Consider the following 23,581-nt stretch of genomic DNA (forward strand, 5'->3'; position numbering starts at 1 on the left):
CTCACGCTTGATTTGCTGACTCCGAAACGCAGAGCCGTCTCTTCAAAGCTCAGGCTGTCCTGGTCTTTGATCTCCAAAACCTTCCGACGAAAATCTATTGAGTATGCCATACGCACAGTGTAGTCATTTTATACTGCTTTGACTATATGCACATTGCCCAGATTGCCGTACTGGCTCGCCGTTGCTTCCTTCAGTCCCAATACCTCGCTGATCTCAAGGCTCTTCCTGTACATCTCCTCCGACTTGTCCAGTTCGCCGCGTGTATACGCCACACTGCCCAGATTGCCGTAGTGGTTCGCCATGCCTTCCTTGCGGCCCAAGGCTTTGTTAAGCGCAAGGCTCTTCGTGTGCATCTCCTCCGCCTTGTCCAGCTCGCCGCGTGTCCTGTACACAATGCCCAGATTGCCGTAGGCCCATGTCTGCTTTTCTTTATCCTGATGCGCTTCACCTAAGGCCAGCACCTTGCGGTAGGCAGCTTCCGCCTGCGCCAGCTCCCCTGTGCGAAAAAGCAGATGGCCAAGCATGTTCCAGCCGTCCGCATCGTCCGGGTCAAGCTGCACCGCCTTCTGGTAGGCAGCCAGTGCCGCCTTGGTGTCGTTCATAAAGGCCAATGCGCCCAAGTGGCGGGCTGCTGCCGCCGCTTCCTTGTTCGCCTGCCTGCCTTCTGCCTCCTTGCTTCGCAGCACTTCAGCAAAGATGGCCTGCGCCTTGGCAGTGTGGCCCTGCTCCAATTCCTGCAAGGCATCGTTGATGCTTGCAGTGGACGCGGCAGTCTTGGACAAGGCGGTGATGGCTTCAGTCAGCGCCTTGATCTGCTCATCCTTGGATTGCAGCTGCCCTTGCAGCGGAGCAAGCAGCTTCTCAGCCAGCTTGCTCGCATTCACCGCCACCACCTTCTCTTTCTCCATCCAGCTGTTCCATGCAGACAGACCAACGCCAGCCAGCAGCAGCGTCAAGGCCAGCCAGAAGCCGTAGCGGAGAAAGAGCCGGATGATCAGGCCGCTGTCTTTCTGGTTCACCTGCCGCAGCAGCCCTGACTTCATCAGCTGCGAGTGGATGCCGAAAGCCAGCATCAGCACAAAGCCCACCAGTACCAGCGGGTGAGTGAGATACGGGGCAATGGCGCCAAAGCCTGCGATGTCCATCGTTACGCTCTTGGTTGATGGCAGGGAAGAAAGCACTGCGGCAAGCAGCGCGTGGAAGTGCGGATATTCACAACCCGGCCTGCGGGTCAGCTTCCAGCAGCTCGCGGGTTATCTCCTGATAGGCTGCGAGCAGGCCGGGCCGCTGCGTCTCCGGCACCCTGTGGCTGTCCAAGCAGCGGCGGAAGACCTGCTCGTGGCTCAGTTCAGCCAGCGTCTCGCTGTCCTCCGGGCTGAGGCTCTGCGCGTTCAGACGCGGGTTGCAGAGGCGGAGGATCTCCAGACGGCTGCCGTGCGCAGCTGCTTCCGCCCGCTCGCGCAGGTCGCTGATGATCTCCTCGCCCTGATACACGATCTCCAGCCAGACGCTGTGCTGCTCCGCCCGCAAACGGGCCAGCTCGGCGGCGATCTCCGGCCATGCGCCGCGCAGGCTGCGCAGCTCCTGAAAGACCGGCACCGGCAGCAGGCGCACCTGCGGCCCGCTGTCCGGCGTGAAGTCAACCACGCAGACGCTCTTCTGCCTGCCTGCATCGGCGAAGCTCATGGCCAGCGGCGAGCCGCTGTAGCGGCGGGTCTCGCTGCCGCCGACCTTCTGCGGCGCATGAAGATGGCCAAGGGCGACGTAGTCGAGCGCAGGCGGGAATGCGTCGGCCTCGACACAGGCCAAGGAGCCGACGTAGAGGCTGCGGCTGCCGTCGCCGTCAACCACGCTGCCGCCAGCCGCGAAGAGGTGGCCCATGCCAATGATGGGCACTGGACGCGGCAGGCTCTGCCGCAAGGCGGCGGCAGCGGCGCAGACTTCGGCGTAGTGCCGACGGATGCCTTCAGCCAGGTCGCGCTCGCGTTCCTCATCGCTCTGGCCCGGCGCGGCGCAGCGCAGGTCGCGGTCGCGGAGATAGGGCACTGCGCAGACGACCGCTTCCGGCTGGCCGTCCGCGTCGCGCAGCAGCAGGGCTTCGTCTGACGGCAAGGCGGCTTTCGCACCGATGACGTGGATGTCGAAGCGGCGCAGCAAGTCCTTGGGCGCGCTGAGGAAGGAGGGTGAGTCGTGGTTGCCTGCGGTGATGACCAAATGCCGGCAGGGCGAGGCGGCCATCCGGCAGAGGAAGTCGTAGTAGAGCTGCTGAGTTTTCGCGCCCGGCGTGGCGGTGTCAAAGATGTCGCCCGCAGCCAGCAGGATGTCGATCCGCTCGGCGCAGGCGGCCTCGTGCAGCCAGCTCAGGAAGGCGGCAAACTCCTCGTGCCGCTGCCGCCCATGCAGCATTCGGCCAAGGTGCCAGTCAGAGGTGTGGAGGACGCGAAGGGGAGAGGGCATCAGGACGGATGAGGCTTTGGAAATAATTGAAAAAGCAGCTCTGCTGTCTGCCTACAGCGGCAAAATATGCACCTCTTCCCGCGTCGGGTGCATCCCGCGCAGGAAGAGGCCGCTGCGGCCGTCAATCGAGACCGGGTCGCCAAAGCTGATGCGGAAGCCGTTGATCATCGCGTGCGCACTGGCCTCAAAGACCTGCAAATCACGGCAGCCGACCACGCAGGTCTTCTCCAAGCGGGTTGCCACCACTGAAGCGTGCGAGGTCTGGCCGCCGCGAGCAGTAAGCAGGCCGTCGGACATGGAGATTTCCCGGATATCCTCTGGCACAGTGTCCTGACGGATGAGGATCAGCGGCACATTCGGCTGCTCGCTGCGGAGCTGGCGGATGTTCTCGTCGGTGAAGACCGCCAGCCCGGAGAGCGCGGAGCCGCTCACGCCGATGCCCTTGCCGAGCAGCGCGGCCTGCTGCGCTTCAGTCTCCTCAAAGACCCGGAAGTGCTCCTTCTTCTTGATGGTGATCATGTCGCGGGTCTGGAGGATGTACAAGGCCTCCGGCTCCGGCCCTTCAAAGGTGAACTCAATCTCCTGCGGGTTCCATTCTTTCGTATAGACCAGATCGCGGGCAATGCTGAGAAGCCGCTCATAGATCTTGGGGAAACGCCGCTCCAAAGTCTGCTCGGCAGAGCGTCCGTCCAATTCCGCCTGCTCGACAGAGATCGGGTAGCTGGTGACTAAGCCGGAAACTATGTCCTCGCCTTGGTCGCTGGAGGCGTAATCGCCCCAAAGCGCGACCCGCCGCACCTTGCGGTACGGGTGCGCGGTGAAGAGCACGCCGCTGCCCGCCTGCTGGCTGCGGTTGCCATAGACCATCGCCTGCACGGTCACTGCTGTGCCCCAGTCGTCAGAGACATCCATCAGGTGGCGGTACTGACGGGCCTTGTGGGTGTTCCACGACTCCAGCACCATCTCCACTGCGCCGATAAGCTGGAGCCACGGGTCTTCCGGCGCGTTGCATCCATGCCGCCGCAGGGCGTTGCGGTACTCCAAGGCTAGCTCGCGCATCTGCTCCGGCGAGAACTCGCGCTTCAGGCGGACATTGTAGCGTTTTTTGTGCGCGTTCATCATGCTGCCGAATTCCTCGCGGCCCATGCCGGTGCCCATCGCCCACGATTGCAGGAAGCGGCGGTAGTTGTCCCAGAGAAAATACTTCTGCTCCGGGTGATGGGCCACCAGCTCTTCCAGCAGGTCCTCGTTCAGGCCGACGTTGTGAATGGTGCTCATCATGCCAGGCATCGAAATCGCCGAGCCGGAGCGCACCGAGAGCAGGAGCGGCGTGTCCGGCGAGCCGAAGCTGCGGCCTGTCTGCTCCTCAATCCCGGTGATCGCCGCCCGCAGCCGCTGCATGAACTCCTCTTTTGCCTTGGTGAAACGCTGCACTGCCGGCCAGCAGCGGAAGATCTCAGTGGTGATGATGAAGGCGGGCGGCACTGGCTTGCCATCATTCGCCAGCAGCATCAGATTGAAGCCCTTGTTGCCGAGATGAATGAGGTTGTGGGTGCGCAGGTTCTCGTTGTGGAGCGAGGAGATAGTGGTCTCCGGGTTGTAAGTCATGAGCAGGTCAATGGTCTGCTCATCAAGAATGTCGCGCTGGGCTTCCAAGGTCTGGATGATCCGGGTGATGAAGTTGTCCAAATGCTGGAGACCGAAGGTGGTGGCGATCAGATCACGGAAGAAGGACTCGGAGAGACGGTGGATAGTGGAGGGCATGTCCTCGTCATCCCAGAGCGGGCGGAACTTGGTCAGCAGGTTTTCTCTGCCGATCTGCGGGATAATGATCGAGAGATTGTTCTGATGTACATTAGTGTAGTGCGCATAGATCACGTCCTTGACTCCCTCTGACAGCCCGCGCACAATGTCGAGATGCTGGGTGTAGGTGAAGCGCTTCATGCTGATCGAAGCGTCCAGCAGGCTGGTGTAGGTGTCCAAGCGGCGGCTGGTGATGCCGTCAATCTTCAGGGCGCGGATATAGAAGCTCAAGGTCTGAGCAATGCGGATGAAGGTCGCTTGGGTGATGAAGCCGAGGTTGATGGAGAGATTTAGCCGCTCAAGGTAGATGTTGGCCAAGGTTTCCAAGCGGAAGGCGAGGCCCAGCGCGTCGAACTTGCGCTCGGAATAGCGGCCATAAACTGAGGGGATGTCCACCGCGATATGGCGCTTGTAGTATATCTCCTCCTTCGGCTCAAACTTCTTGTCGCTGAGGATGACCTGCTTGAGCTGCTCCAAGTGGGTGAGCAAAGCATCCAAGCAGCTGCATGTGTCGCCGTTTTCCAGCACGGTCAGCAGCTCCTCCATCTCCGGGAAGCCGTTCTGGGCCGCGTGCTGAAGCTGGCAGCGCAGTTCCTCCATGCCAAGGCTGTATTTGTGATGAAGCAGACGGTGCATCCGCACCAAGAGATCAAAGCGTTTGCGCTCGCCTGCCGAGAGGTCGGTCTGCCGCTCCAGCCAGGCTTTGCGCTCGGCCTCGTCCCAGGTCAGCAGCTCGTCCACATTGCTGTATTCCATCTCATCGCGGACGCGCCGGGCAAGAACGTGCAGCTCGTCAACAAAGGGGCCGGAGGTCTGCACTTGGCCCAGTATCTCCTCTGGCAGATAGGGCTTGAGGCCGTTCTTGTCGAGCGTCAGCCAGAAGACAAAGATCGCCCGGATGAAGCCGACAATCAAATTCGAGGATTCGACATGCGACTGCTTGCGCAGGAAATGAATGAGCACGTCATGCCGCTTGTGCGATTCATCCAGCTCAGTGGAGACATCGCGCAGCTCGCCTTCCGCGCCAATCTCGTTGAAGAAGACAGGCATCAGTTTGGTGAACTGCTTGGCAAGATTGTAGATCGGCTTGATCGGGTGATTGAGCAGCTGGGTGATATCGCGCTGGAAGAGGTCAGTGTCTTTGACGCAGGTGCCGGTCAGGCGGATGTTGATGATCAGGGCGGAGAAGAGCGTCGAACACCACTTCGGCTCCTGCATGATCAGGTTCAGCCAGACCCGGATATTAGCCAAATGCGCCGGGTTGGTGATCGGCTGCCAGTCCTCGTCCACGCCCATGACATTGGCATATTGAAAGCCGAAGCGCACCGTCTCAAAGAGGAAGGCTTCCACTAAACGGGAATTGCCGCGCTGGAAGACCTCGCCGCCAATGACCTGAATGCACTGCAACGAGGTGTGCGGGTATTTACGCACATTCGCCTTGAGGAGATGAAAGGTTGTGGTGAAGAACTGCTCAATCTCGTCAAAGCTCTGGCGGCGGATGAGCTGGACAAGGGAGCGGTTGATCTCGCGCAGGGTCTCTTCATGAATGAGCGAGAGACCGGCGGTGTCCATGATGCGGAAGAGGAAGAAGAGCTTACGGTTCTCGATCATGGTCGGATCCGTCTCGCCGCCTTCCTCGCCCAGCTTGGCTGGGATTTCCCGGTAGAGCCGGACCACATCAATATGCGCGGGCAGCTCCAGCATCTCGCTCAGGGCCTGATACGGGTCTTCCTCAATATTGATCAGCTCCAAGGCGGCAAGATGCTCGCGCATCCGGGCATGGGAGATGGCGGCTAACTGCGGCCCGGCCTGCCAGTCCCCGCAGAAGCTGCCGCACTGGGACTCAAACCAAGGCTGCGGGTCTTCCTCCTTCAGCCAGCAAGCATAGTTGAGACTGAGGACTTTCCGCAGCAATTTGGCCGCCGCCGCGCAGGAATAGTTCTGCTCCCCGCTCTTTCGCCCCAGATTGATGAGCTGCTCGGCCATTTTCTTCAGCGGATGATGGCCCTGCACCATCTGCATCATCACCCCGCTGTCCATTTCGTCGAGGCGGACAAGCTGCTCGAAGAAGGCATTGAGCGCGCCGCCGTAACGCGGCAGCGTCTGCGGCGTGAGCGAGCTGATCAGCTTGTCGGCATAAGCAAGCAGGGCCTCGACCGTCTGGCTGACCACCTTGCTGTTCTTGCGCGAGTCCTTGAGCGCATCCAGAAAGATCGAGCTGAACAGGGCGAAGCAGTCCGGCCCCTGCTCGTGGCTGAGATAATGGCTGATATTCTTGAGGACAAAGGGCCGCAGCTCGCTGATGATCAGCTGCCAGTTGCGGTAGGGGTGGCTGATCTCGTACAGCAGGTGCTCCAGCCGCGAGGCAAGCCCCTGATAGCGGGCCACCACCTCCTGAAGCGGCCTCCAGCGCGGGGAGATTTCAACAGTGCTGGCGGTCTGCTGGAAGTTGGCTTCAAGAGCTTTGGAGATGATGGGCGGCGGCTGAGTGGGCATGATAGTCTTGTCTGCGGCGGTTGCGGGAGAGTTGTCCGCACCATTTTACGCAGATTGCCGCCAATTTGCAACTGCGGCGGCGGGCAGCTGCGCTGCATCCGCCCTTTGCCGCCTTACAGCACCGCCGTCACTGTGCTGCTCGGCCCGCTTTCGCCCGCTTTGTTGACCGCAATCACGCGGTATTCAAACTCCTTGCCGCGCGTCTGATTGTTGAGCGTGATTTCCGTGTCCACCGCCATGCCGGCTAATTTCCACGCGCCGCCGCCTTCGCTCAAATCCCGCCGCTCGATCCGGTAGGAAGCTGGCGCGCCGCCGTCCGCAGGCTTTTTCCAATCCAGCGTCAGCCAGCCTGCGCCCTGCTCCTGCACTTCAAGCAGCCTCGGCTGGCCGGGAACTTCCAGCGCGTGCGGCTCCGCCCTGCCGCCTCAGCCCAATTCCGACAGCTTGGAATCATCGCCATGCACCGTGTCTTCGGCATAATGGAGCATGGTTTTCATATCTGTCATCAGAGAGTCGAAGTCGGCCTGTTTGGCATCCGTGGCCTGCTTCGCCGCCGCCTGCGTGCTGACCTGCGCATCGCTGGAACTGTTTGCCGTGTCCAGCCGGGCTTGCAGCTGTTCTGGAGTGATTGGCGGCGTGGGGAAGTTCGGATTGTTGGTGAATCCGCTGATCATCTTCTGCGCCAAGGCGATGATTGTCGCTTCGGTGTTTGGAAAACGCATGTTTCGACCCTCCTTGCTTTGATGTTTGCTGTGCTTCTTGAACTGCAAGACCGCATATGCCTCAATGCCAGTATTTCTCCGGTATTTTTTCGTTTATTCTCATATAAATCTCGTTTAAATCGCCATGATTTAAATTTAAATTTGGGCGTTTTGCGTTAGAATCAGGACGATTTAAACTTAAATTGCCCTGATTCTAATTGAAATCAGCCCGATTCAAGTGTGAATTGCCCCGATTCAAATTGAAATCGGGCCGTTTTCGGTTGAAATCGCCTTGATTCCAGTTGAAAACGGGATGATTCACATTTAAATCGTGCCGATTTTAATCGAAATCGGGATGATTTCAGTGTGAATCGGGTTGATTTCAATTTACTTTGGGGCGATGAATGGACTTGATGTGACATTGCTTATCTCATCCACTTCCTTCCTATTTTGTTAAGTGACGGCAGTCTATGCGTATAAAGCTTGCTGAGATCTTGAGCCTTTTCTACTCGCTCAAAGTGGTTAAGCGCAATAGTAAGAAACTTATCACCTGTTTTTGTATTTTTCCTGACCGTTCCGACTTCTGTAGCTTTTAGTGCGCTTATCCAGTACCAGACCTCTGAATTGCCATTTTCTTCATGTAAATAAGCATACCAAACTGGTATCCTGAATAAACGCTCAAAAGATAGTGTGCGCCGTAGCTCTTCTTCAAAAGGCAGAGAAAATTCTCCGTTGAACAAAGTATAGTTTTTGGCATCAACTGCAATCATTCCGATAGACTCAAATAATACTAAAAAGTCTGGTCGTTTCACATTTCCTTTGAATAGGCCAGAGAATGTTTCTTGTGATTGATTTATATAAAGATAGCTTATCTCTATCGTTTTAAACCAATTATTTAACGCGGTTTCACCGATCATCCCCTTCTTACTTATTGATGGGTAATCGGCTTCATACATCAAACTGTCATAATCAATTGCAAAATTCCTGCCAAGCTGGTCGACTGGCTTGCTAAGTTCTTCTCCTGTTGCTTTCAGCAGGTTAGCAATTCCCCATCTTTCAGCACCGCCATAAAATTGAATAGAAAATTCTTCTACCCAATCAATCCATTGTCCTTTTATAAAAAGGGAAATAGAAGAATCTTTAAAGCTAAAATCTATCGAGCTGCTTGTTGAATCCCCGGTACTCCCATCATGTGAAACACATGCAGTGACGTACCCCATTCCGTGCCAAACATTTATAGTAGTAAATTTTTCCATGCGTCGTTATACGATCTTCTCGCCCTATTACTCAATCTCGTCGGTTTTCCCATCTACTCAGTTTCAAGAGCAATCTGAACGCTATCCAAAAAGATAATGCTTGCGAACAGGCTCTTTAATCTCCCACACGCAATCCATTCCTTCCGGGAAGGTGACAAGATCGCCTTTGCTAATCTGCACAGGCTCGCCATTTGCAGGCGTGACAACAACGCTGCCTTCAAGGAAATAGCAAATTTCCTGCTCGTCATAATGCCACGGAAAGCTGGAAATCTCTTTTGTCCAAATTGCCCAGCTCCGCACTCCGAGTTCTTGCAGCCTTTGCTCGGCAGGATTCTTTTCCACTTGAATTGCAGTCATCTCGTTTGCTATGGCGGAGTTTATTTTTTCGGGGGGATCGGAAGGAGGATAACTGCTGAATTTATTTCGGCTGGCCATGCTTGTCAAGAGAAAAGTTTTGGGCAGCCTGCGCTGCCCTTGAAATAAGCTGCCTGCATCATGGCCCCCGGAAACACAATATTCATGTCAAGAATATACTTCAGCATTAGAATGACTCTCTTTCCTGCTGCTCCTGAGCAGCGCGTTCTGTCATGAAATCATCTGAGACCTTTTCGCCGGAGAGAAAAAAGCTGTCCCAAATACTTTCAACCGGTGAAAGCACACGGTCTCTTCCTGAGATACGCACGGCGACTTTTCTAATGTGGTCTGGAAAACGGGTTTCCGCAGGCAGGCGAACCGCTTGGGTTCGGTTGCTGACAAAGATTGATCCGGTGTGCATCTATAAGACCTCCTCTTGATTTTTTAAAAGTTAAGCAGACATGCTTGGCCGACGACTGCTTTCATGCCGGATCGCATGATTATTCAATGCTTCCTTGCGGGAAAGCAAAGCTATTAATTTTCTGCCCAGCAGTTCGGCAAGGTGAACCGGAACCGCATTGCCAATCTGCCGCATCGCCTCTCCCCATGCGCCGACAATTGCAAAATCTTTCGGAAACGTTTGCAGCAGCTTGGCCTCATAAACGGTGAAATATCGCACAGAGCCATCCTCATAGCGGATCATGTTCTCGCCGCCTGGAACGCCGTGCCCGCCCGCTTTAAGAGTCTTTGCTGGCTGATCAATGTCACTGCCGGTGTGGCCGGGATACGTTCTTGCCCCATCTCTGAAAACATGATCAGAAATGCCGTGCGCATCCTGCGGCCAAGGGACATTCTTCAGCGCATCCCGCACCGTCTGCCAAGGCTGCCCCTTCGGCTCAAACAGACCATATCGCTGCCGGAGCAAATGATGCAGCGCATCGTTTTTCTGCCATGCCATCCCGTGCCGTTGCCAATACGCACCAGTCACATATTTTTCCCAATGAAGCCTGTCTTCCGAATGCGTCGGCTCAGGAAATTTCCATTTCATATTGAGGTCTGAACGGGTGCCGACAAGAAGCACTCTTTCGCGTTTCTGCGGCACACCAAAGTCAGTGGCATTCAGCAGCTTGCATTGAACATCATACCTGATGCCGTCGTAATTCTTCAGCGTTATTTTTTGCAGCCGCGTAAGATGCTCCTGCCAATGCTCATTATTCAATATTCTGCACTGCGGACACGTAAGCCGCAGAAGAATATATTCAAAATATTGCGCAAAAGAAGGCCGGAGCAGGCCTTTCACGTTCTCAAACAGAAAAGCCTTTGGCTGCAAGCATTCAATGCACCGCACCGCATGAGGAAACATGTCCCGGCTGTCCTGCTGCGCCTGATGCCTGCCGCCTGAAGAAAAAGGCTGGCAAGGCGGCCCGCCAGCAACAAGATCAATCTTTCCTAAGGCAGAAAGATAAAAATTTGCTATATCGCCTTCATAGACAAGATCAGGATCGAAATTCTCTCTCAACGACGCGCAGGCATCCTTGTTTTGCTCAACAAAAGACACGTGCTCAAAACCTGCAAGCTCCAGCCCTTTTGCCAAACCTCCAGCTCCTGAAAAAATTTCGAGGCATTTCATCAGGATTTTTTCAACGCTTGAAGATGCGCTTCAATGTTGGCGAGAATGGAATCTTTGCTCTTCGCACTCCCCTTCAAACGATCAGTCCAGCTTCTTCCCGGATGAATCACGTCCCAGTCAGACCGCGCCTGTTCATATCGTCCTTTGCCGGGATCGTGATTGCCAAAGCCGTCAAGGCAGGAATTCCATAAAGGACGATTGAGTTTGATCAATGCCGCCTCAATGGCTCCAATCATGTCCGAGCCTTCCCGCTCAAAGATGACAAAGCGGCAGGAAAAATCATGCAAATGCAGCCCGTCGCCAGCTTCAATGCTTCTGCCGTGCTCACGAAGCCTGCTGAACAGCTCGCTGGATTGGCTCGCAGCAGCATAAGAAGTTCTCGCCTGCCGCCAGCCTTTGGGAACCGCTTTGCCGACATAAACAGGAAAATCATAAGACAGGCGGTTCAGTTCTGCATATCTGGCATAGAGAGGATTTGCTCCTGTATAATAAAGCGCATAAACACCTGTTTCTGAAAAATGTTCCGACGGAGGAAGGCAGCGCACCGGTGTTCCGTTGAAAAATCGCACAGCATCTTTTACCAGCTCAACAAAGGCATTGTTGTGATAAACATGCTTGCGGCGATCAAATGGCTGTTGCATCATATTTTTATCTCAACTTCAAGCCGCCAAAGCCATCAAGACACGAATAATCAAAGAGAGAAACTGCCAACCTCCCGCCAGACAAGCAGCCCGGCGGGAGCCATGCGTTTACTTTTCCGTTTTCTTCAGCGGCTTCTCCTGCGCGACGGGCGCGGGCTTGGCCTTCTGATCATGCTTCTGAGCCTGCTGCTTCTTGCTCTTTTCCTTGTCCTTCTTTCCGCCTTTGTCGCCCATTTTCCGCTCCTCCAGTGTCAGTTCTTGTTTGGCAGGATGATGCTCCTGCCGGTTTTATTTCACGCCTGTCCTCAGGAACTTATGGAACACAAACACCGACTTTATTGCGGCGCGCCGCGCTTGTCAAGAGGGAAGTTGCGGGCAGCCTGCGCTGTCCTGCATCGGGAAATTCAATGCGCCTTAACTGCAACGTCATCGTAACGCGGCAGGATCTGCGGCGCAAACGTGTCTGAGCGGCCACATTGCTGTTCTTGCGGAAGTTCTTGAGGACAAAGGGCCGCAGCTCGCTGATGATGAGCTGCCAGTTATGCGGGGCCTGAGTCAATTCAGTGTTGATGGCAACGTGCAGAAGAGGCCCTGACCACAGCCAGCATCCGCGCTGCCACCTCGTCCGCTGTCATGTCCGAAGCGTCGATCAGCACTGCGTCCGCAGCCATGCGCAGCGGGGCAATGGTGCGCTCGCGGTCGTTGCGGTCGCGCTCGATGATCTGATTGAGCAGCTCAGCCTCATCCGGCACAGCCTGCCCTTTTGCGCGGAGCTGCCCGACCCGTCTTCTGCACCGCTCCTCAGGCGGCGCGTCTAAGTAAAACTTCCACGCTGCATCCGGGAAGACCACTGTGCCAGTGTCACGGCCTTCAGCGACGATCTCCCCTGCCCTGCCCATCTTCTGCTGCAAGGCCGTCAATGTTGATCTCACTGCCGGCAGGGCGGAGACCTGCGAGGCCATCATCCCCGCTTCCGGGCTGCGGATGGCTTGGCTGATGTCTTCGCCATGCAGCATAACCCGCACATCATCGCCCTCGTGCAGAGGCGGCAGCAGACGGATGTCCAGCCGCGCCAGCAAGGCGTTGAGCGCGGCGGAGTCAGCCAGTGCAATGCCTGCCTGCTTGCATTGAAAACCGACCGCCCGGTACATCGCCCCGGTGTCCAAATACGTCCAGCCAAGGGCTGCCGCCACTTTGCGGCTGACCGTGGATTTGCCCACGCCGGAGGGGCCGTCAATCGTGACCACCTTCAGCCGCATCGCGCCGCTCATAACCATTTCCCCTTCCATAAGAGCCTCTGCATAGTCTGCTGGTATGCTGCTCCGCATACGGTTGATATGCGCCTCGGCATACAGGTTGATATGCCCCTCGGCATACGGTTGGTATGCGCCTCGGCATGTTGTTTTACAGCTGATGGGCGAGGGCCGCTGCGATGAAGGCCCGGAAGAGCGGATGCGGCAGCATGGGCTTGGATTTGAACTCAGGGTGGAACTGGCAGCCGAGGAACCACGGATGCCCGCCAAGTTCGACGATCTCAACCAGGCTGCCGTCTGGCGAGGAACCGCTGACAATCAGCCCTGCCTGCTCCAGACGTTCGCGGTAGAGCGTGTTGAACTCATAGCGATGTCTGTGCCGCTCGCTGATCTCGCTCTGCGCGTAGGCGGCATGGGCGAAGCTGTTTGCTTGCAGCACGCATGGGTAGGCACCAAGGCGCAATGTCCCTCCCATGTCGGAGCGCTCATCCCTTGTTTCCGTCCTGCCGCTGCGGAAGTCATACCACTCCTTCATCAGGTAGATGACTGGGTGGGCCGTGGCCGGGTTCAGCTCCACCGAATCCGCTCCCTCAAGACCAGCGACATTGCGGGCGAATTCCACCACTGCAAGCTGCATTCCCAGGCAGATGCCAAAGAAGGGCACCTTGCTTTCTCTGGCGTGCTGAATGGCCCTGATCTTCCCTTCCGTGCCTCGGCTGCCAAAGCCTCCGGGCACCAGTATGCCGTCGCAGTCTGCCAGCTCGTTCACAGAGCCGCTGCCTTCCAAGTCATCGGCGGCGATGTAGCGCAGATGCACCTTGGCATCGCAGGCCAAGCCGCCGTGAATCAGGGCCTCATGCAGGCTTTTGTAGGCCTCTTTCAGCTCCACATATTTGCCGGTGATGCCGATGGTCACGCTGCGCGACGGACTCTTGCTCCGCCTGACCAGATCCTGCCAAGGAGCGATGTTCGGCGCGCCGGTCCAGATGCCCAGCTTCTGGAGGATGCGGTGGTCTGCGCCCTCCTCATGCAGGCGCAAAGGCAGCTCGTAGATGTTGTCCACATCAACGGCTGTGAAGACCGCCTCAGGCTCGATGTTGCAGAAGAGGGCAATCTTTTTCTTCACCCCTGCGTCCAAGGGTGTTTCGGTGCGGCAAATAAGGATGTCGGGCTGAATGCCTGCGGCCAGCAGCTCTTTAACAGAGTGCTGTGTCGGCTTGGTCTTTATCTCGCCGGCGGTCTTAATGAACGGAACTAATGTCAGGTGAATGAACAGTGAGTAGTCACGCCCCAAGTCGCCTCGTAGCTGGCGGATGGCCTCGATGAAAGGCAGGCCCTCAATATCTCCGACCGTGCCGCCTATCTCAACAATCGCCACGTCCGCCATCCCGTCCAACTGCATGACTGAACGCTTGATCTCATCAGTGATATGCGGAATCATCTGCACGGTGCCGCCAAGGTACTCGCCGCGCCGCTCCTTCATAATCACCGAGTAATATATCCGGCCAGATGTGTAGTTGTTGATCCGCCCCATAACCGCCTTGGTATAGCGTTCATAGTGGCCCATGTCGAGGTCAGTTTCCGCGCCGTCGTCCGTTACATAGACCTCGCCGTGCTGGAAGGGATTCATCGTCCCAGGGTCAACATTGATGTAGGGGTCAAGCTTTTGGAAGGTGACGGTCATACCTCTGCTTTCCAGCAGAGCACCGATGGAGGCTGCGGCCAGCCCCTTGCCGAGGGAGGAGAGCACGCCTCCGGTGATGAAGATGAATTTTGTCTTTCTACTGGCTTGGATGTCCATTGCTGTCCTCAGTTGTCGGTTCGGAGAGAGTCACTGTCTGACTCGGCTGTCTGCAACGGGAGGAAACAATACTCTGTCTGGAGGGCTTTGGCAACTGCGGGAGGAAAAAGCTGGGCCGCCTTAGCGGCATTGTGAAAGAAAGTCTGTTTGTGCAGGATGCTGCTTTGTTACACCAGAAGCCGGATATACGGAAGGGCGGCACTTGCGGTCGCCCTTCCGCCTGCCTTTTCAGCCGCAGCCCGTGCCAGCTCCAACGCAGGCCCCTTTCGACGAGCATTTGCGCATCCGGCTTTGCAGCAGGGCGAAGCCTTTGCCGGTGTACACCGCCTCCAGTCCTTTCTCAATGAAGCCCGCCATCACCACCGGCTTGATGCCGCGCTGGCTGAGGAATTCCTTCGGGCCGTCGCCCAAGTCGCTGATGAGAATGGCCTGACAGTCGCCAAGGATGCGGCTGAGATTGAACCAGCGCTGCGTGCCGCCGCCAGCAGGCGGTGTCTGCCGCTCCTCAATCAGCTTGTAGCCGCCCTGCCCGTCCTGGCCCCAAATTTGCAGCTTCACCGCCTCGCCGAGGTGCTGATTGACCAAAACCCCTTCCAGCGTCGCCACAGCCACGTAAGGCCGCACCGCCTCAGCAGGTTTGGGCAGCTTGGCGCAGGCACTGAGGCAGCCGCGCATCTCGTCGGTGCGGTCTTCCTCCAGCAGACCGACCGCGTCAGCCCGGCAGCGGGTGCAGTGGCGCATCTGCGGCAGGAACTGCTCTGCGGCGTTGCGGGCCGCGTTCATGGTCTCCTTGGACGGCTCCGGGATGTCCTCAAAGACCGTGTCGGCATTGGGGAACATGGCCATGCAGTTGAGCAGATCTGCGCCCAGCTCCTTCATCGTCTTGGCCACCTCGATGACGTGGTGCTCGTTGATGCCGGGAATGAGGATGGTGTTGATCTTCACCGTGATGCCATGCCGCTTCAGCTTTTCGATGGCCGTAAGCTGGCGGGCAAGAAGCAGCTCCGCGCCCTGCCTGCCGCGATAGATCACTTTGCCGTCCCGCACCCAGGCGTAAATCTTCTCAGTGACTGCCGGATCAACGCCGTTCACTGTCACCGTCACATGCGACACGCCGATTTCCGCCAGCTCCTCCACATGCGGAGCCAGATTCAGGCCGTTGGAGGCAAGGCAGAGGATGGTCTCTGGGTAGGTTCTGCGGATCAGACGCATGGTCTCCAGCGTCGCCTCAGCGTTGGCGAAGGGATCGCCCGGCCCGGCAATGCCCGCCACGGAGATGCGCGGCTCTTTCTCCAAGACCTTGCCCATATAATAGAGGGCCTGATCCGGCGTGAGCACGGTGCTGGTCACGCCGGGCCGCGATTCATTGACGCAGTCGTACTTGCGGTTGCAGTAGTTGCACTGGATATTGCACTTGGGCGCCACGGGCAGATGCACTCTGCCGTACTGCCCTTTCACTTTGGCGTTGAAACAGGGATGGCGGTTGTAATCAATTGGATTCATAGTCTCTGCTCCTGGTTGCTGGAGTCGTTCAGGGGCAGGGATTTGGATTGCCGCTGCCCGGCTGGTGCCGCACTGTCTGTTGCAACAGCCGTGCCAGCCGGCGGGACTTTTCTTTTCCGCTTGATTCCAGAGACTTGTTTGCAGCAGGCCGCGAGACGGCGCAGAAGGAGCAGGCGATTCCTGTCGCTTTGCTGACAATAACGAACAGGTGTTCCTTTATTGTTCAAGCGGTGGACTGCTTGCGCTGCGTCGCATCGACGCGCCGTTCAGGGGAACAGCTCCGCCTCCCGGAAGCTCTTCGCCTGCCGGTCTTTGGCCGAGAGGTTCGGCTCGCCCGTGAGCGGCCAGACGATGTTCAAGTCCGGGTCGTTCCAGATGATGGCCCGCTCATGCTCTGGGGCGTAGTAGTCCGTGGTCTGATAGAGGAACTCCGCGCTCTCTGACAGCACAAGGAAGCCATGCGCGAAGCCCTCCGGCACCCAGAGCTGCCGCTTGTTCTCCGCTGAAAGAATTTCCCCTGCCCACTGGCCGAAGGTCGGCGAGCTGCGGCGGATATCCACCGCCACATCAAAGACCTCTCCCTGCACCACCCGCACCAATTTGCCCTGCGGCTGCTGCACCTGATAATGCAGCCCGCGCAGGACATTCTTCAGCGAGCGCGAGTGGTTGTGCTGAACAAAGGCGGTGTTCAGACCAGTGGCCTGCTGCCACTGCCGCTGGCTGAAGCTCTCGAAGAAGAAGCCGCGTTCGTCGCCGAAAACCTTCGGCTCAATCAGCAGCACATCGGGAATGCTGGTCGGCTTGACGTTCATGCGCGGTCTCCGTACATCTTTGCATAATAGGCCTGATAGGAGCCGTCGGTCACGGCTGCGGTCCAGTCGCGGTTGTGCAGATACCAGTCCACCGTCTTTGCAATCCCCTGCTCAAAGGTCATCTTAGGCCGCCAGTCCAGCTCCTTGGCAATCTTGCTGGCATCAATGGCATAGCGGCGGTCATGGCCGAGGCGGTCTTTGACAAAGCTGATGAGCGAGCGGCGCGGCTGCCCTGACGGTAGCGGCCCGGCCTTCTTATCCAGCAGATCGCAGAGCAGCTGCACCACATGCAGATTAGTCTTCTCGTTGTGCCCTCCGATGTTGTAGGACTCGCCCAGCCTGCCCTGCTCAATCACCCGGACAATGGCCTCGCAGTGATCCTGCACATAGAGCCAGTCGCGCACATTGCCGCCGTCGCCATAGACGGGCAGCGGCTTGCCGTGCAGGCCGTTGTTGAGCATGAGCGGAATCAGCTTCTCCGGGAACTGGTACGGCCCGTAGTTGTTCGAGCAGTTGGTGATTAGGACGGGCAGGCCGTAGGTGTGGAAATAGGCCCGCGCCAGATGATCGGATGAGGCTTTGGAGGCGGAGTAGGGTGAGCGCGGATCGTAGGCGGTCTCCTCGGTGAAGAAGCCGGTTGCGCCGAGCGAGCCGAAGACCTCGTCCGTGCTGACGTGGAGAAAGCGGCAGCCCTCGCTTTTGCCCGACCAATGCTTTTTCGCCGCCTCCAGCAAAGTGAAGGTGCCGACGACATTGGTCTGGATGAACTCCGCCGGGCCGGTGATTGAGCGGTCAACGTGCGATTCGGCGGCGAAATGGGCCACAGTGTCGATCTGATGCTCGCCGAAGAGCCTGTCCAGCAGCGCAGCGTCGCAGATGTCGCCTTTGATGAAAGTATAATTCGGGTGCCTGCTGAGATCGGCCAAGCTCTGCAAATTGCCTGCGTAGGTCAGCTTGTCGAGGTTGATCACCCGCCAATCCGTCTTTTCTGCCAGCAGCAGGCGGACGAAGTTCACTCCGATAAAACCGCAGCCGCCAGTGACGAGCACTGTTTTCTTCATCTTGCGCTTTCCAAAAAAAAAAATTGCAGAAACTGTCGCTTGAACAAAGGGTGGGCCAAGCGGCCCGCCCTCTTGCGATTAATCCGAGAAGTCGCCCTCCGGCCCTTTGTCTGTGCAGAGCGCGGCGGATTGGCCTTCTGTTAAACCTTTTTACCGCGTGGCAGGTGCGCCTTGTGTCTCAGCAGCCTTTTCCTCAGGCTCTGCTATTTTTTTGAGGACATTCCGGTGAGACATCTGCCCTGCCGCGCCGCAGCATCCTGCGCATTCTTCTTTTTTTATAACGGTCCACCCCTCCGGAATCGGGCTGTTAGGGCAAACTTTCAAAGTTGTGCCGACCGTCAGCGGCAGTGTGGATTGAATTTTCAGCATTTCGTCAAGCTCGCCAGGAGTGCACTGACCGATCCGAGTGACGATATCTACAACTGCCCAATGCTTCGGCACCGGACTGCCAGGACAAATTTCCTGCATTTCCGCTTTGCCGCATGTTGCTCCTGCCAAAAAAACAAAACAGGCCGTCAGAGGGATGCCCAACATTTTACTTGCACAAATTCCCTTCATTGTATCCTCCAGATATTTTTTGTATAGCGCAATTCAGAGATAGCGGAATGCGCTCGGTCTGAATTGCGCAAGGTGATGAACGGCTTAATCCGAAAAGTCACCCTCCGGCCCTTTGTCCGTGCAGAGCGTGGCGGCGCGGGCGCGGATCTTTTCCTCTGTCCACTCGTCCGGCGACTCGATGCGGCCTGCCTTCGGGCCGAGGTCATAAGAGCCTGCCTCCAGGATGGCATCCACGGCGTGGCGGGCCGTGCCTTGGGCATTGAAGACCTCGGTCAACATGGTGAAGACGAAATCGCTAACCCGGCGGGCCATGCGCTCGCGAATCTCTCGCGGCTGACCCATGATGCGGTTCTCAAAAGGCGCGTTGAGGCTCTTGTAATTGCCTTTCGACCAGCCTTTCTCCTTAGCGTAGGCTTTCATCTGCGCCCACAGCTCTTCGGTCACGCCTTGGCCCGGCACCTTGATAAACTCGCCGTTCGCATCGAGGATGGCATTGCCGTAGTCGTTCACTTCCACGCCCCACGAAATCATCTGGAGAGCCGTGGCCACATTGGCCTTGGTGGTCCGGGTCTGCGAGGCAATCTCCCGCAGCCGCTCCGAGCTGTTGCCGGAAGTGCCGTGCTGCGCCCCTGATACGCCGTATTTGGCCAAGGCAGAGTGAATATCTGCCGTCAATCCAACCTGAATGCCTGCGTCGGAAGCCTCTAAACCGTGGGTAGTGCCGTTGTTGAGGGCGATCCAGTCCGGGAAGATGTCATGCGCGTTCAAGCCTTGCACTAAGAAGAGTGCTTCCGGTGCTGAGGACAGGCCCGCACTGCCTTTGATCTCCCCCACTTCGGTCTCGTAGCCCGCCCATGCCGGGATGACGCTGCTCAGGGCGAGACTGGCAAGCAGATTGTCGTCGTCCTGCATGTGCGAGGCATCAACGGCAATCGAGGTGATGCCCGCGTCAAACATGCTCGGTATCTCGGTGCGGGCAAAGGGCAGGTCGGCGGCGGACTTGATGCCGTAGTGGTCGGCGTGAATCGCCACAGGCACGGTGATCGCCAGCTCGTTGCAGAGCGCGTCCACCTGCCGGGCCATGTTCCAGTAATTGGTGGCACAGTAGAAGGAAGCACCGCCTTCGGAGCGGGCAATCTCAATGATCAGGGCAGCCTGCGCTCGCTGGGCAGCCAGCAGCGCGCCCCGGATGACCAAGTTGCTGCGGCCATTGGCAGCCATAGTCATGGCCTTGCCCTTGCGAAGCATGGCGCGGTCGATCACCTTGCCGCTGACAATTAAGGCGCGGGAATTGGGAAACAGGGCCTTGATGTTGGGTGGACGACCTACTTCTAAGGCTTTTTCAAAATCTGCAATATAGGACATTATTCCTCCTTTTGTTCAATATTATTCTGATTTTTAAAAATAACAAATTTATATAATAGTAAATATCATCGTCTCTAACCCAAGCAGGAGACGGTTTTGCAGCTATTGAAATTATTATATGTAATTATTCTTTCTCTTGATCAATAATCAATTGATTGATGTGTTAAATATAGGCGCATAGCAAGATTTAACATGAAACAACCTGTTTATTAGACCATTTTTCACTTTTTCCAATTGCAATTCTCCGTTATATAATTTTTTGCTTGCTTCTTCCAAGCAAAAAGGAATTGCTTCGTATATCTCCAAAACAGCTTCATCTTCAGAAAGTCCATACCCTATTCCAAAAAATCCATTTTTACTCCCAATTGAGCAAGGGTACCACCCTGCATATTTATGCCAATTCATTCTTTTTATTTTATGAAAAACTCCATGAAGTTCGTCTTCACACCTTGTCAGGCTAACATTCACCCATATTTTGCTCCCCCTGTCTCCTTTTATGGTAGAAATAGAACGTTTTATTGATTTCACAAGATCACTACTCGCCTTGCCAGCTATTTTTCCAGCACTCCCCTTCATTATTCTTTTGCATCCATCGTACATATCTGTACTTTCGTCAATATATACATTTTGCTTTCTACGGAATATGCTTAAAGGGAATGATAGCATGTTGAGATAATACTTAATAGGTACTCGTAATGCATCTAAAGCGCAAACTAACATTTTGTCTGAGTCAGGATTTAAAGGTAAGTCCCAACCGTTTAAACCGATATTAAATGATATATAAAAACTATTACTATCACATATATCTTTTTCACCACAGACAGCTTGACCTTTAACCGCCAAGATAAATGCCAAACTAAAAAGAAAAATTCGTGTAGCCACTACAATTCACCTATGTTGTGTACATTGTTTATCGTTTATACTCTGTTCTGCCGCAGGCTGCAATATGCCCAGCAGCACCTGAAACAGCTTGTCCAGATCAAGTGGGACACGAAATGAGTCAATGTCTTTGACGATCATCCTTTTGTCCCGGTCGAGCATTCCAAAACGCCAGATGTCGCCCACAGTCACTGCGCCGTAGATACGCTCTGACTGCTCCTCGCGGTACTGCTCCATCGCAATCAGCTCCACAGCCAGCTGATTGAAGCCGCGCTCCAGATCAGACTTCTTGGCCTCGACAATCAAAAAATCCTGCGTCGAACGGATGAAATAATCCACGCTCCCTTTCAGCCGCTCATTGACATAGACAGGATATTCAATGGCAACATCCAAGTCCGCATAATCCAGCAGCTCAAGGATGACTGGCGCAATCAGCATCTCCCGCTTGGCAGCCTCTGAGGTCAGGGAGATATGCGGCAGCTTCTTGTAGAACATATCACTGAGCCGGGTCAGCGTGCCGGTGAACGCGCCTTGCGGCAGAGGCAGTTTGGTCAGCTCATAGCCGTAGCCGAATTCAGCGACAATATCCCTCGTTGGATGACTGAGTTCAAAATAATCAGAGAAGCTGTAGCTTGTATTCTGCTTCAAAATGGACATGCTCATTCGGCATCATCTCCTTCTGCTTTGGCAAGCACCGCCAGCGGCTTCTTGACAAAGAAACGCACAGCGATGATGCTGATCTCGTACAGCACGACTAACGGCCCGGCCATAAGGAATTGATTGACCGGATCAGGGGTTGGCGTGATCACTGCCGCGACAATGAAGGCGATCAGCACGGCGTATTTGCGGTTCTTCACCAGAAAGGGCGCGTCCACCTTGCCCAGCTTGGCGAGAAAGACCATGAAGACCGGCAGCTCGAAGATCATGCCGAAAGCGATGAGCAGGAACAGGGCCAAGGAGAAATACTCGCTCACCGCAGGCATCGGCTCCAAGAAGTTGCTGGAGTAGCCGAGGAGAAAGCGGAAGGTCGGCGGGAAGATGACCAAGTAGCCAAAGGCCGCGCCGCCGAGGAAGCAGAAGGACGACACCACGGTGAAGGGCAGCAAAGCCTTTTTCTCGTGCTGGTACAGTCCAGGGGCGATGAAACGCCATGTCTGATAGAAAATCACCGGGCTGGCCAGCAGCACGCCTGCCACTAAGGCCAACTTGAGATAAAAGAAGAAGCCCTCTTGATAGGAGATGAAAATCAGGCTCTTCTGCTCCGGCATGACCTGCACTAAGGGGGCGAAGAACCAGTCCGCCACCGGCTGAATCACGGAATAGGCAAGGGCAAAGCCGACAAAGGCGGCGGTCAGGGAAATGATCAAGCAGGAGCGCAGCTCGGCAAGGTGCTCGGTCAGCGGCTGCTGGTTCAAGGATTCCTGATCGGTCATGGCGGATGCGCGGCACTCCTGCGGGCAGAGGTTCTGCCGCCAGCATACCCTGTTCCGCCCGCGCTGTCAAATCTCCAGCGGCAGGCCGGGATTGACTTCCGGTGCCTTTGACTGCTACACTGCGAGCAGACGGCAGCAACAGGCACCCATGAAATGCAACCCCCGCCGCGCAGACCATGCCCAACCTTCTTATAGTTGACGACGAGCAGAGCATGCGGGATTTTCTCAGCATCCTCTTCTATCGGGAAGGCTGCGCCGTCACTGCCGCGCCTACTGCTGAAGCCGCCTTGGCTGTCGCCGCGCAGAAGGACTTTGACGCGGTGATCTCAGATGTGCGGATGCCGGGCATGGGCGGCCTGGCTTTGCTGGCCGAGCTGAAGAGCCGCCAGCCTGAGCTGCCGGTGATCATGGTCACGGCCTTCGCCTCGCCCGACGACGCGGTGCAGGCAATGAAGAGCGGGGCCTTTGATTATTTGTCCAAGCCCTTCAACGTCGATGAGCTGCGCAAGGTGGTGCGGGCCGCCTTGGCCAAGCGCAAGGCTGACGCGACAGCGGCTGATCCGGCGGGCGGCCTGCCGGGGATCATCGGCAGCAGCCCAGAGATGCTGAAAATCGCCGACCTCATCCGCCGGGTCGCGCCCACTCCGGCCAGCGTCCTGATCACCGGCGAGTCCGGCACCGGCAAGGAGCTGATCGCCAAGGCTGTTCATGACCTGTCCAAGGTCGCCAGCAATCCCTTTGTGGCCATCAATTGCAGTGCCATCCCGGAGAGCCTGCTGGAGAGCGAGCTGTTCGGCCATGTCAAAGGCGCGTTCACCGGCGCGGTGGCCGACAAGCCCGGCCTCTTCGAGCAGGCCCACACCGGCACAGTCTTCTTGGACGAGCTCGGCGAACTCACCCTGCCCATCCAGACCAAGCTCCTTCGGGTGCTGCAAGAGCGGCAGATCATGCCGGTCGGCTCGGCCCGGACCAAGCAGGTGGACGTGCGCATCGTCGCCGCCACCAACCGCAATCTGGAGGAGGAGGTCATGGAGAAGCGGTTCAGGGAAGACCTCTTCTACCGCCTCGCCGTGGTGCCAGTGCGCCTGCCGCCGCTGCGCGAGCGCAAGGGCGACGTGCCGCTGCTGGTCGAGCACTTCCTGAAGAAATACGCCAAGCTGATGGGCCGGGAGCCGCAGAGCGTCTCCTCCTACGGCATGGAAGTCTTGATGAACTACAACTTCCCTGGTAATGTGCGGGAGTTGGAGAACATCATCGAGCGCGGCGTGGCCTTGGAGTCCTCCAACATCATCCTGCCGGAAAGCCTGATTCTTTCCACCCGCAAGGAGGAGAAGAGCAGCGAGCCGCCGCCGTCAAGAACGCCGCTCTTTGTCGGTGCTTGGGACGAGGACGAGCTGTTCGACCGGGGCTTGGAGGAGAGCGTGGACCGGATGGAGAAGAAGATGATCCTGCACGCCATCGAGGCGGCGGAAGGCTCGAAGATCCGGGCCGCTGACCTGCTCAAGATCAGCTTCCGCTCCCTGCGCTACAAGACCAAGAAGTATGGCATTGACTGAGATGAGAACCTTAGACTTAGAT

Annotated in this window: 22 protein-coding genes; 1 reads left to right on the forward strand and 21 read right to left on the reverse strand. The window is 56.6% G+C overall.

Going from position 1 to position 23,581, the window contains the following annotated elements:
- Positions 1-128: 128 nt before the first annotated feature.
- The 21 genes from ACNKH3_RS05210 to tatC form a co-directional block, all read right to left on the reverse strand.
- Positions 129-1,145: a tetratricopeptide repeat protein gene (locus ACNKH3_RS05210; protein WP_420208481.1), complete on the reverse strand. Its 1,017-nt coding sequence runs from the start codon at positions 1,143-1,145 to the stop codon at positions 129-131.
- Between the two features lie 67 nt (positions 1,146-1,212).
- Positions 1,213-2,457 carry an exonuclease SbcCD subunit D C-terminal domain-containing protein gene (locus tag ACNKH3_RS05215; protein ID WP_420208482.1) on the reverse strand — a complete coding sequence of 415 codons (1,245 nt, stop codon included), beginning with the start codon at positions 2,455-2,457 and terminating at the stop codon, positions 1,213-1,215.
- 51 nt (positions 2,458-2,508) lie between these two features.
- A complete protein-coding gene (locus tag ACNKH3_RS05220; protein ID WP_420208483.1) occupies positions 2,509-6,756 on the reverse strand; it encodes a PEP/pyruvate-binding domain-containing protein in 4,248 nt (1,415 codons plus the stop codon).
- A 113-nt stretch (positions 6,757-6,869) separates the two neighbouring features.
- Positions 6,870-7,157: a fibronectin type III domain-containing protein gene (locus ACNKH3_RS05225; protein WP_420208502.1), complete on the reverse strand. Its 288-nt coding sequence runs from the start codon at positions 7,155-7,157 to the stop codon at positions 6,870-6,872.
- Between the two features lie 24 nt (positions 7,158-7,181).
- Positions 7,182-7,478 carry a hypothetical protein gene (locus tag ACNKH3_RS05230; RefSeq protein ID WP_420208484.1) on the reverse strand — a complete coding sequence of 99 codons (297 nt, stop codon included), beginning with the start codon at positions 7,476-7,478 and terminating at the stop codon, positions 7,182-7,184.
- A gap of 404 nt (positions 7,479-7,882) precedes the next feature.
- On the reverse strand, positions 7,883-8,413 hold the full coding sequence (locus ACNKH3_RS05235; RefSeq protein ID WP_420208503.1) for a hypothetical protein: 531 nt from the start codon (positions 8,411-8,413) through the stop codon (positions 7,883-7,885).
- 381 nt (positions 8,414-8,794) lie between these two features.
- Entirely contained in the window at positions 8,795-9,070 is a 276-nt protein-coding gene (locus ACNKH3_RS05240) for a cupin domain-containing protein (RefSeq protein WP_420208504.1), read from the reverse strand.
- A 184-nt stretch (positions 9,071-9,254) separates the two neighbouring features.
- Complete coding sequence (gene vapB / locus ACNKH3_RS05245; protein ID WP_420208485.1) at positions 9,255-9,488, reverse strand: type II toxin-antitoxin system VapB family antitoxin; 234 nt, start codon at positions 9,486-9,488, stop codon at positions 9,255-9,257.
- A 30-nt stretch (positions 9,489-9,518) separates the two neighbouring features.
- Positions 9,519-10,697: a DNA cytosine methyltransferase gene (locus ACNKH3_RS05250; RefSeq protein ID WP_420208486.1), complete on the reverse strand. Its 1,179-nt coding sequence runs from the start codon at positions 10,695-10,697 to the stop codon at positions 9,519-9,521.
- Complete coding sequence (locus ACNKH3_RS05255) at positions 10,697-11,338, reverse strand: Eco29kI family restriction endonuclease (protein WP_420208505.1); 642 nt, start codon at positions 11,336-11,338, stop codon at positions 10,697-10,699. Before ACNKH3_RS05255 ends, ACNKH3_RS05250 begins: the two co-directional genes overlap by 1 nt.
- A 108-nt stretch (positions 11,339-11,446) precedes the next feature.
- Positions 11,447-11,572, reverse strand: coding sequence for a hypothetical protein (locus ACNKH3_RS05260; RefSeq protein ID WP_420208487.1), 126 nt, complete (start codon positions 11,570-11,572; stop codon positions 11,447-11,449).
- Positions 11,573-11,898: 326 nt separating this feature from the next.
- Complete coding sequence (cmk, locus tag ACNKH3_RS05265; RefSeq protein ID WP_417917179.1) at positions 11,899-12,627, reverse strand: (d)CMP kinase; 729 nt, start codon at positions 12,625-12,627, stop codon at positions 11,899-11,901.
- A 115-nt stretch (positions 12,628-12,742) separates the two neighbouring features.
- Positions 12,743-14,392: a CTP synthase gene (locus tag ACNKH3_RS05270; RefSeq protein WP_417917180.1), complete on the reverse strand. Its 1,650-nt coding sequence runs from the start codon at positions 14,390-14,392 to the stop codon at positions 12,743-12,745.
- Positions 14,393-14,620: 228 nt separating this feature from the next.
- A complete protein-coding gene (nifB, locus tag ACNKH3_RS05275; protein ID WP_420208488.1) occupies positions 14,621-15,895 on the reverse strand; it encodes a nitrogenase cofactor biosynthesis protein NifB in 1,275 nt (424 codons plus the stop codon).
- Positions 15,896-16,161: 266 nt separating this feature from the next.
- Positions 16,162-16,707: a dTDP-4-dehydrorhamnose 3,5-epimerase gene (rfbC, locus tag ACNKH3_RS05280; RefSeq protein ID WP_420208489.1), complete on the reverse strand. Its 546-nt coding sequence runs from the start codon at positions 16,705-16,707 to the stop codon at positions 16,162-16,164.
- On the reverse strand, positions 16,704-17,768 hold the full coding sequence (gene rfbB / locus ACNKH3_RS05285; protein WP_417917147.1) for a dTDP-glucose 4,6-dehydratase: 1,065 nt from the start codon (positions 17,766-17,768) through the stop codon (positions 16,704-16,706). The genes rfbC and rfbB overlap by 4 nt, the downstream gene beginning before the upstream one ends.
- Before the next feature lie 150 nt (positions 17,769-17,918).
- Positions 17,919-18,326 carry a hypothetical protein gene (locus ACNKH3_RS05290; RefSeq protein ID WP_420208490.1) on the reverse strand — a complete coding sequence of 136 codons (408 nt, stop codon included), beginning with the start codon at positions 18,324-18,326 and terminating at the stop codon, positions 17,919-17,921.
- Between the two features lie 84 nt (positions 18,327-18,410).
- Positions 18,411-19,691, reverse strand: a complete 1,281-nt coding sequence (locus ACNKH3_RS05295) for a class II fructose-bisphosphate aldolase (RefSeq protein ID WP_420208491.1) — start codon at positions 19,689-19,691, stop codon at positions 18,411-18,413.
- A gap of 147 nt (positions 19,692-19,838) precedes the next feature.
- Complete coding sequence (locus tag ACNKH3_RS05300; protein ID WP_420208492.1) at positions 19,839-20,573, reverse strand: hypothetical protein; 735 nt, start codon at positions 20,571-20,573, stop codon at positions 19,839-19,841.
- A 6-nt stretch (positions 20,574-20,579) separates the two neighbouring features.
- On the reverse strand, positions 20,580-21,233 hold the full coding sequence (locus ACNKH3_RS05305; RefSeq protein ID WP_420208493.1) for a hypothetical protein: 654 nt from the start codon (positions 21,231-21,233) through the stop codon (positions 20,580-20,582).
- Complete coding sequence (gene tatC / locus ACNKH3_RS05310) at positions 21,230-22,003, reverse strand: twin-arginine translocase subunit TatC (RefSeq protein ID WP_420208494.1); 774 nt, start codon at positions 22,001-22,003, stop codon at positions 21,230-21,232. Before tatC ends, ACNKH3_RS05305 begins: the two co-directional genes overlap by 4 nt.
- A 176-nt stretch (positions 22,004-22,179) precedes the next feature.
- Between tatC and ACNKH3_RS05315 the strand changes: the two genes are divergently transcribed.
- Positions 22,180-23,559, forward strand: a complete 1,380-nt coding sequence (locus ACNKH3_RS05315; protein WP_420208495.1) for a sigma-54-dependent transcriptional regulator — start codon at positions 22,180-22,182, stop codon at positions 23,557-23,559.
- Positions 23,560-23,581: the final 22 nt, after the last annotated feature.

This window comes from Candidatus Electronema sp. JC (assembly GCF_048287365.2).
Lineage (GTDB): Bacteria > Desulfobacterota > Desulfobulbia > Desulfobulbales > Desulfobulbaceae > Electronema.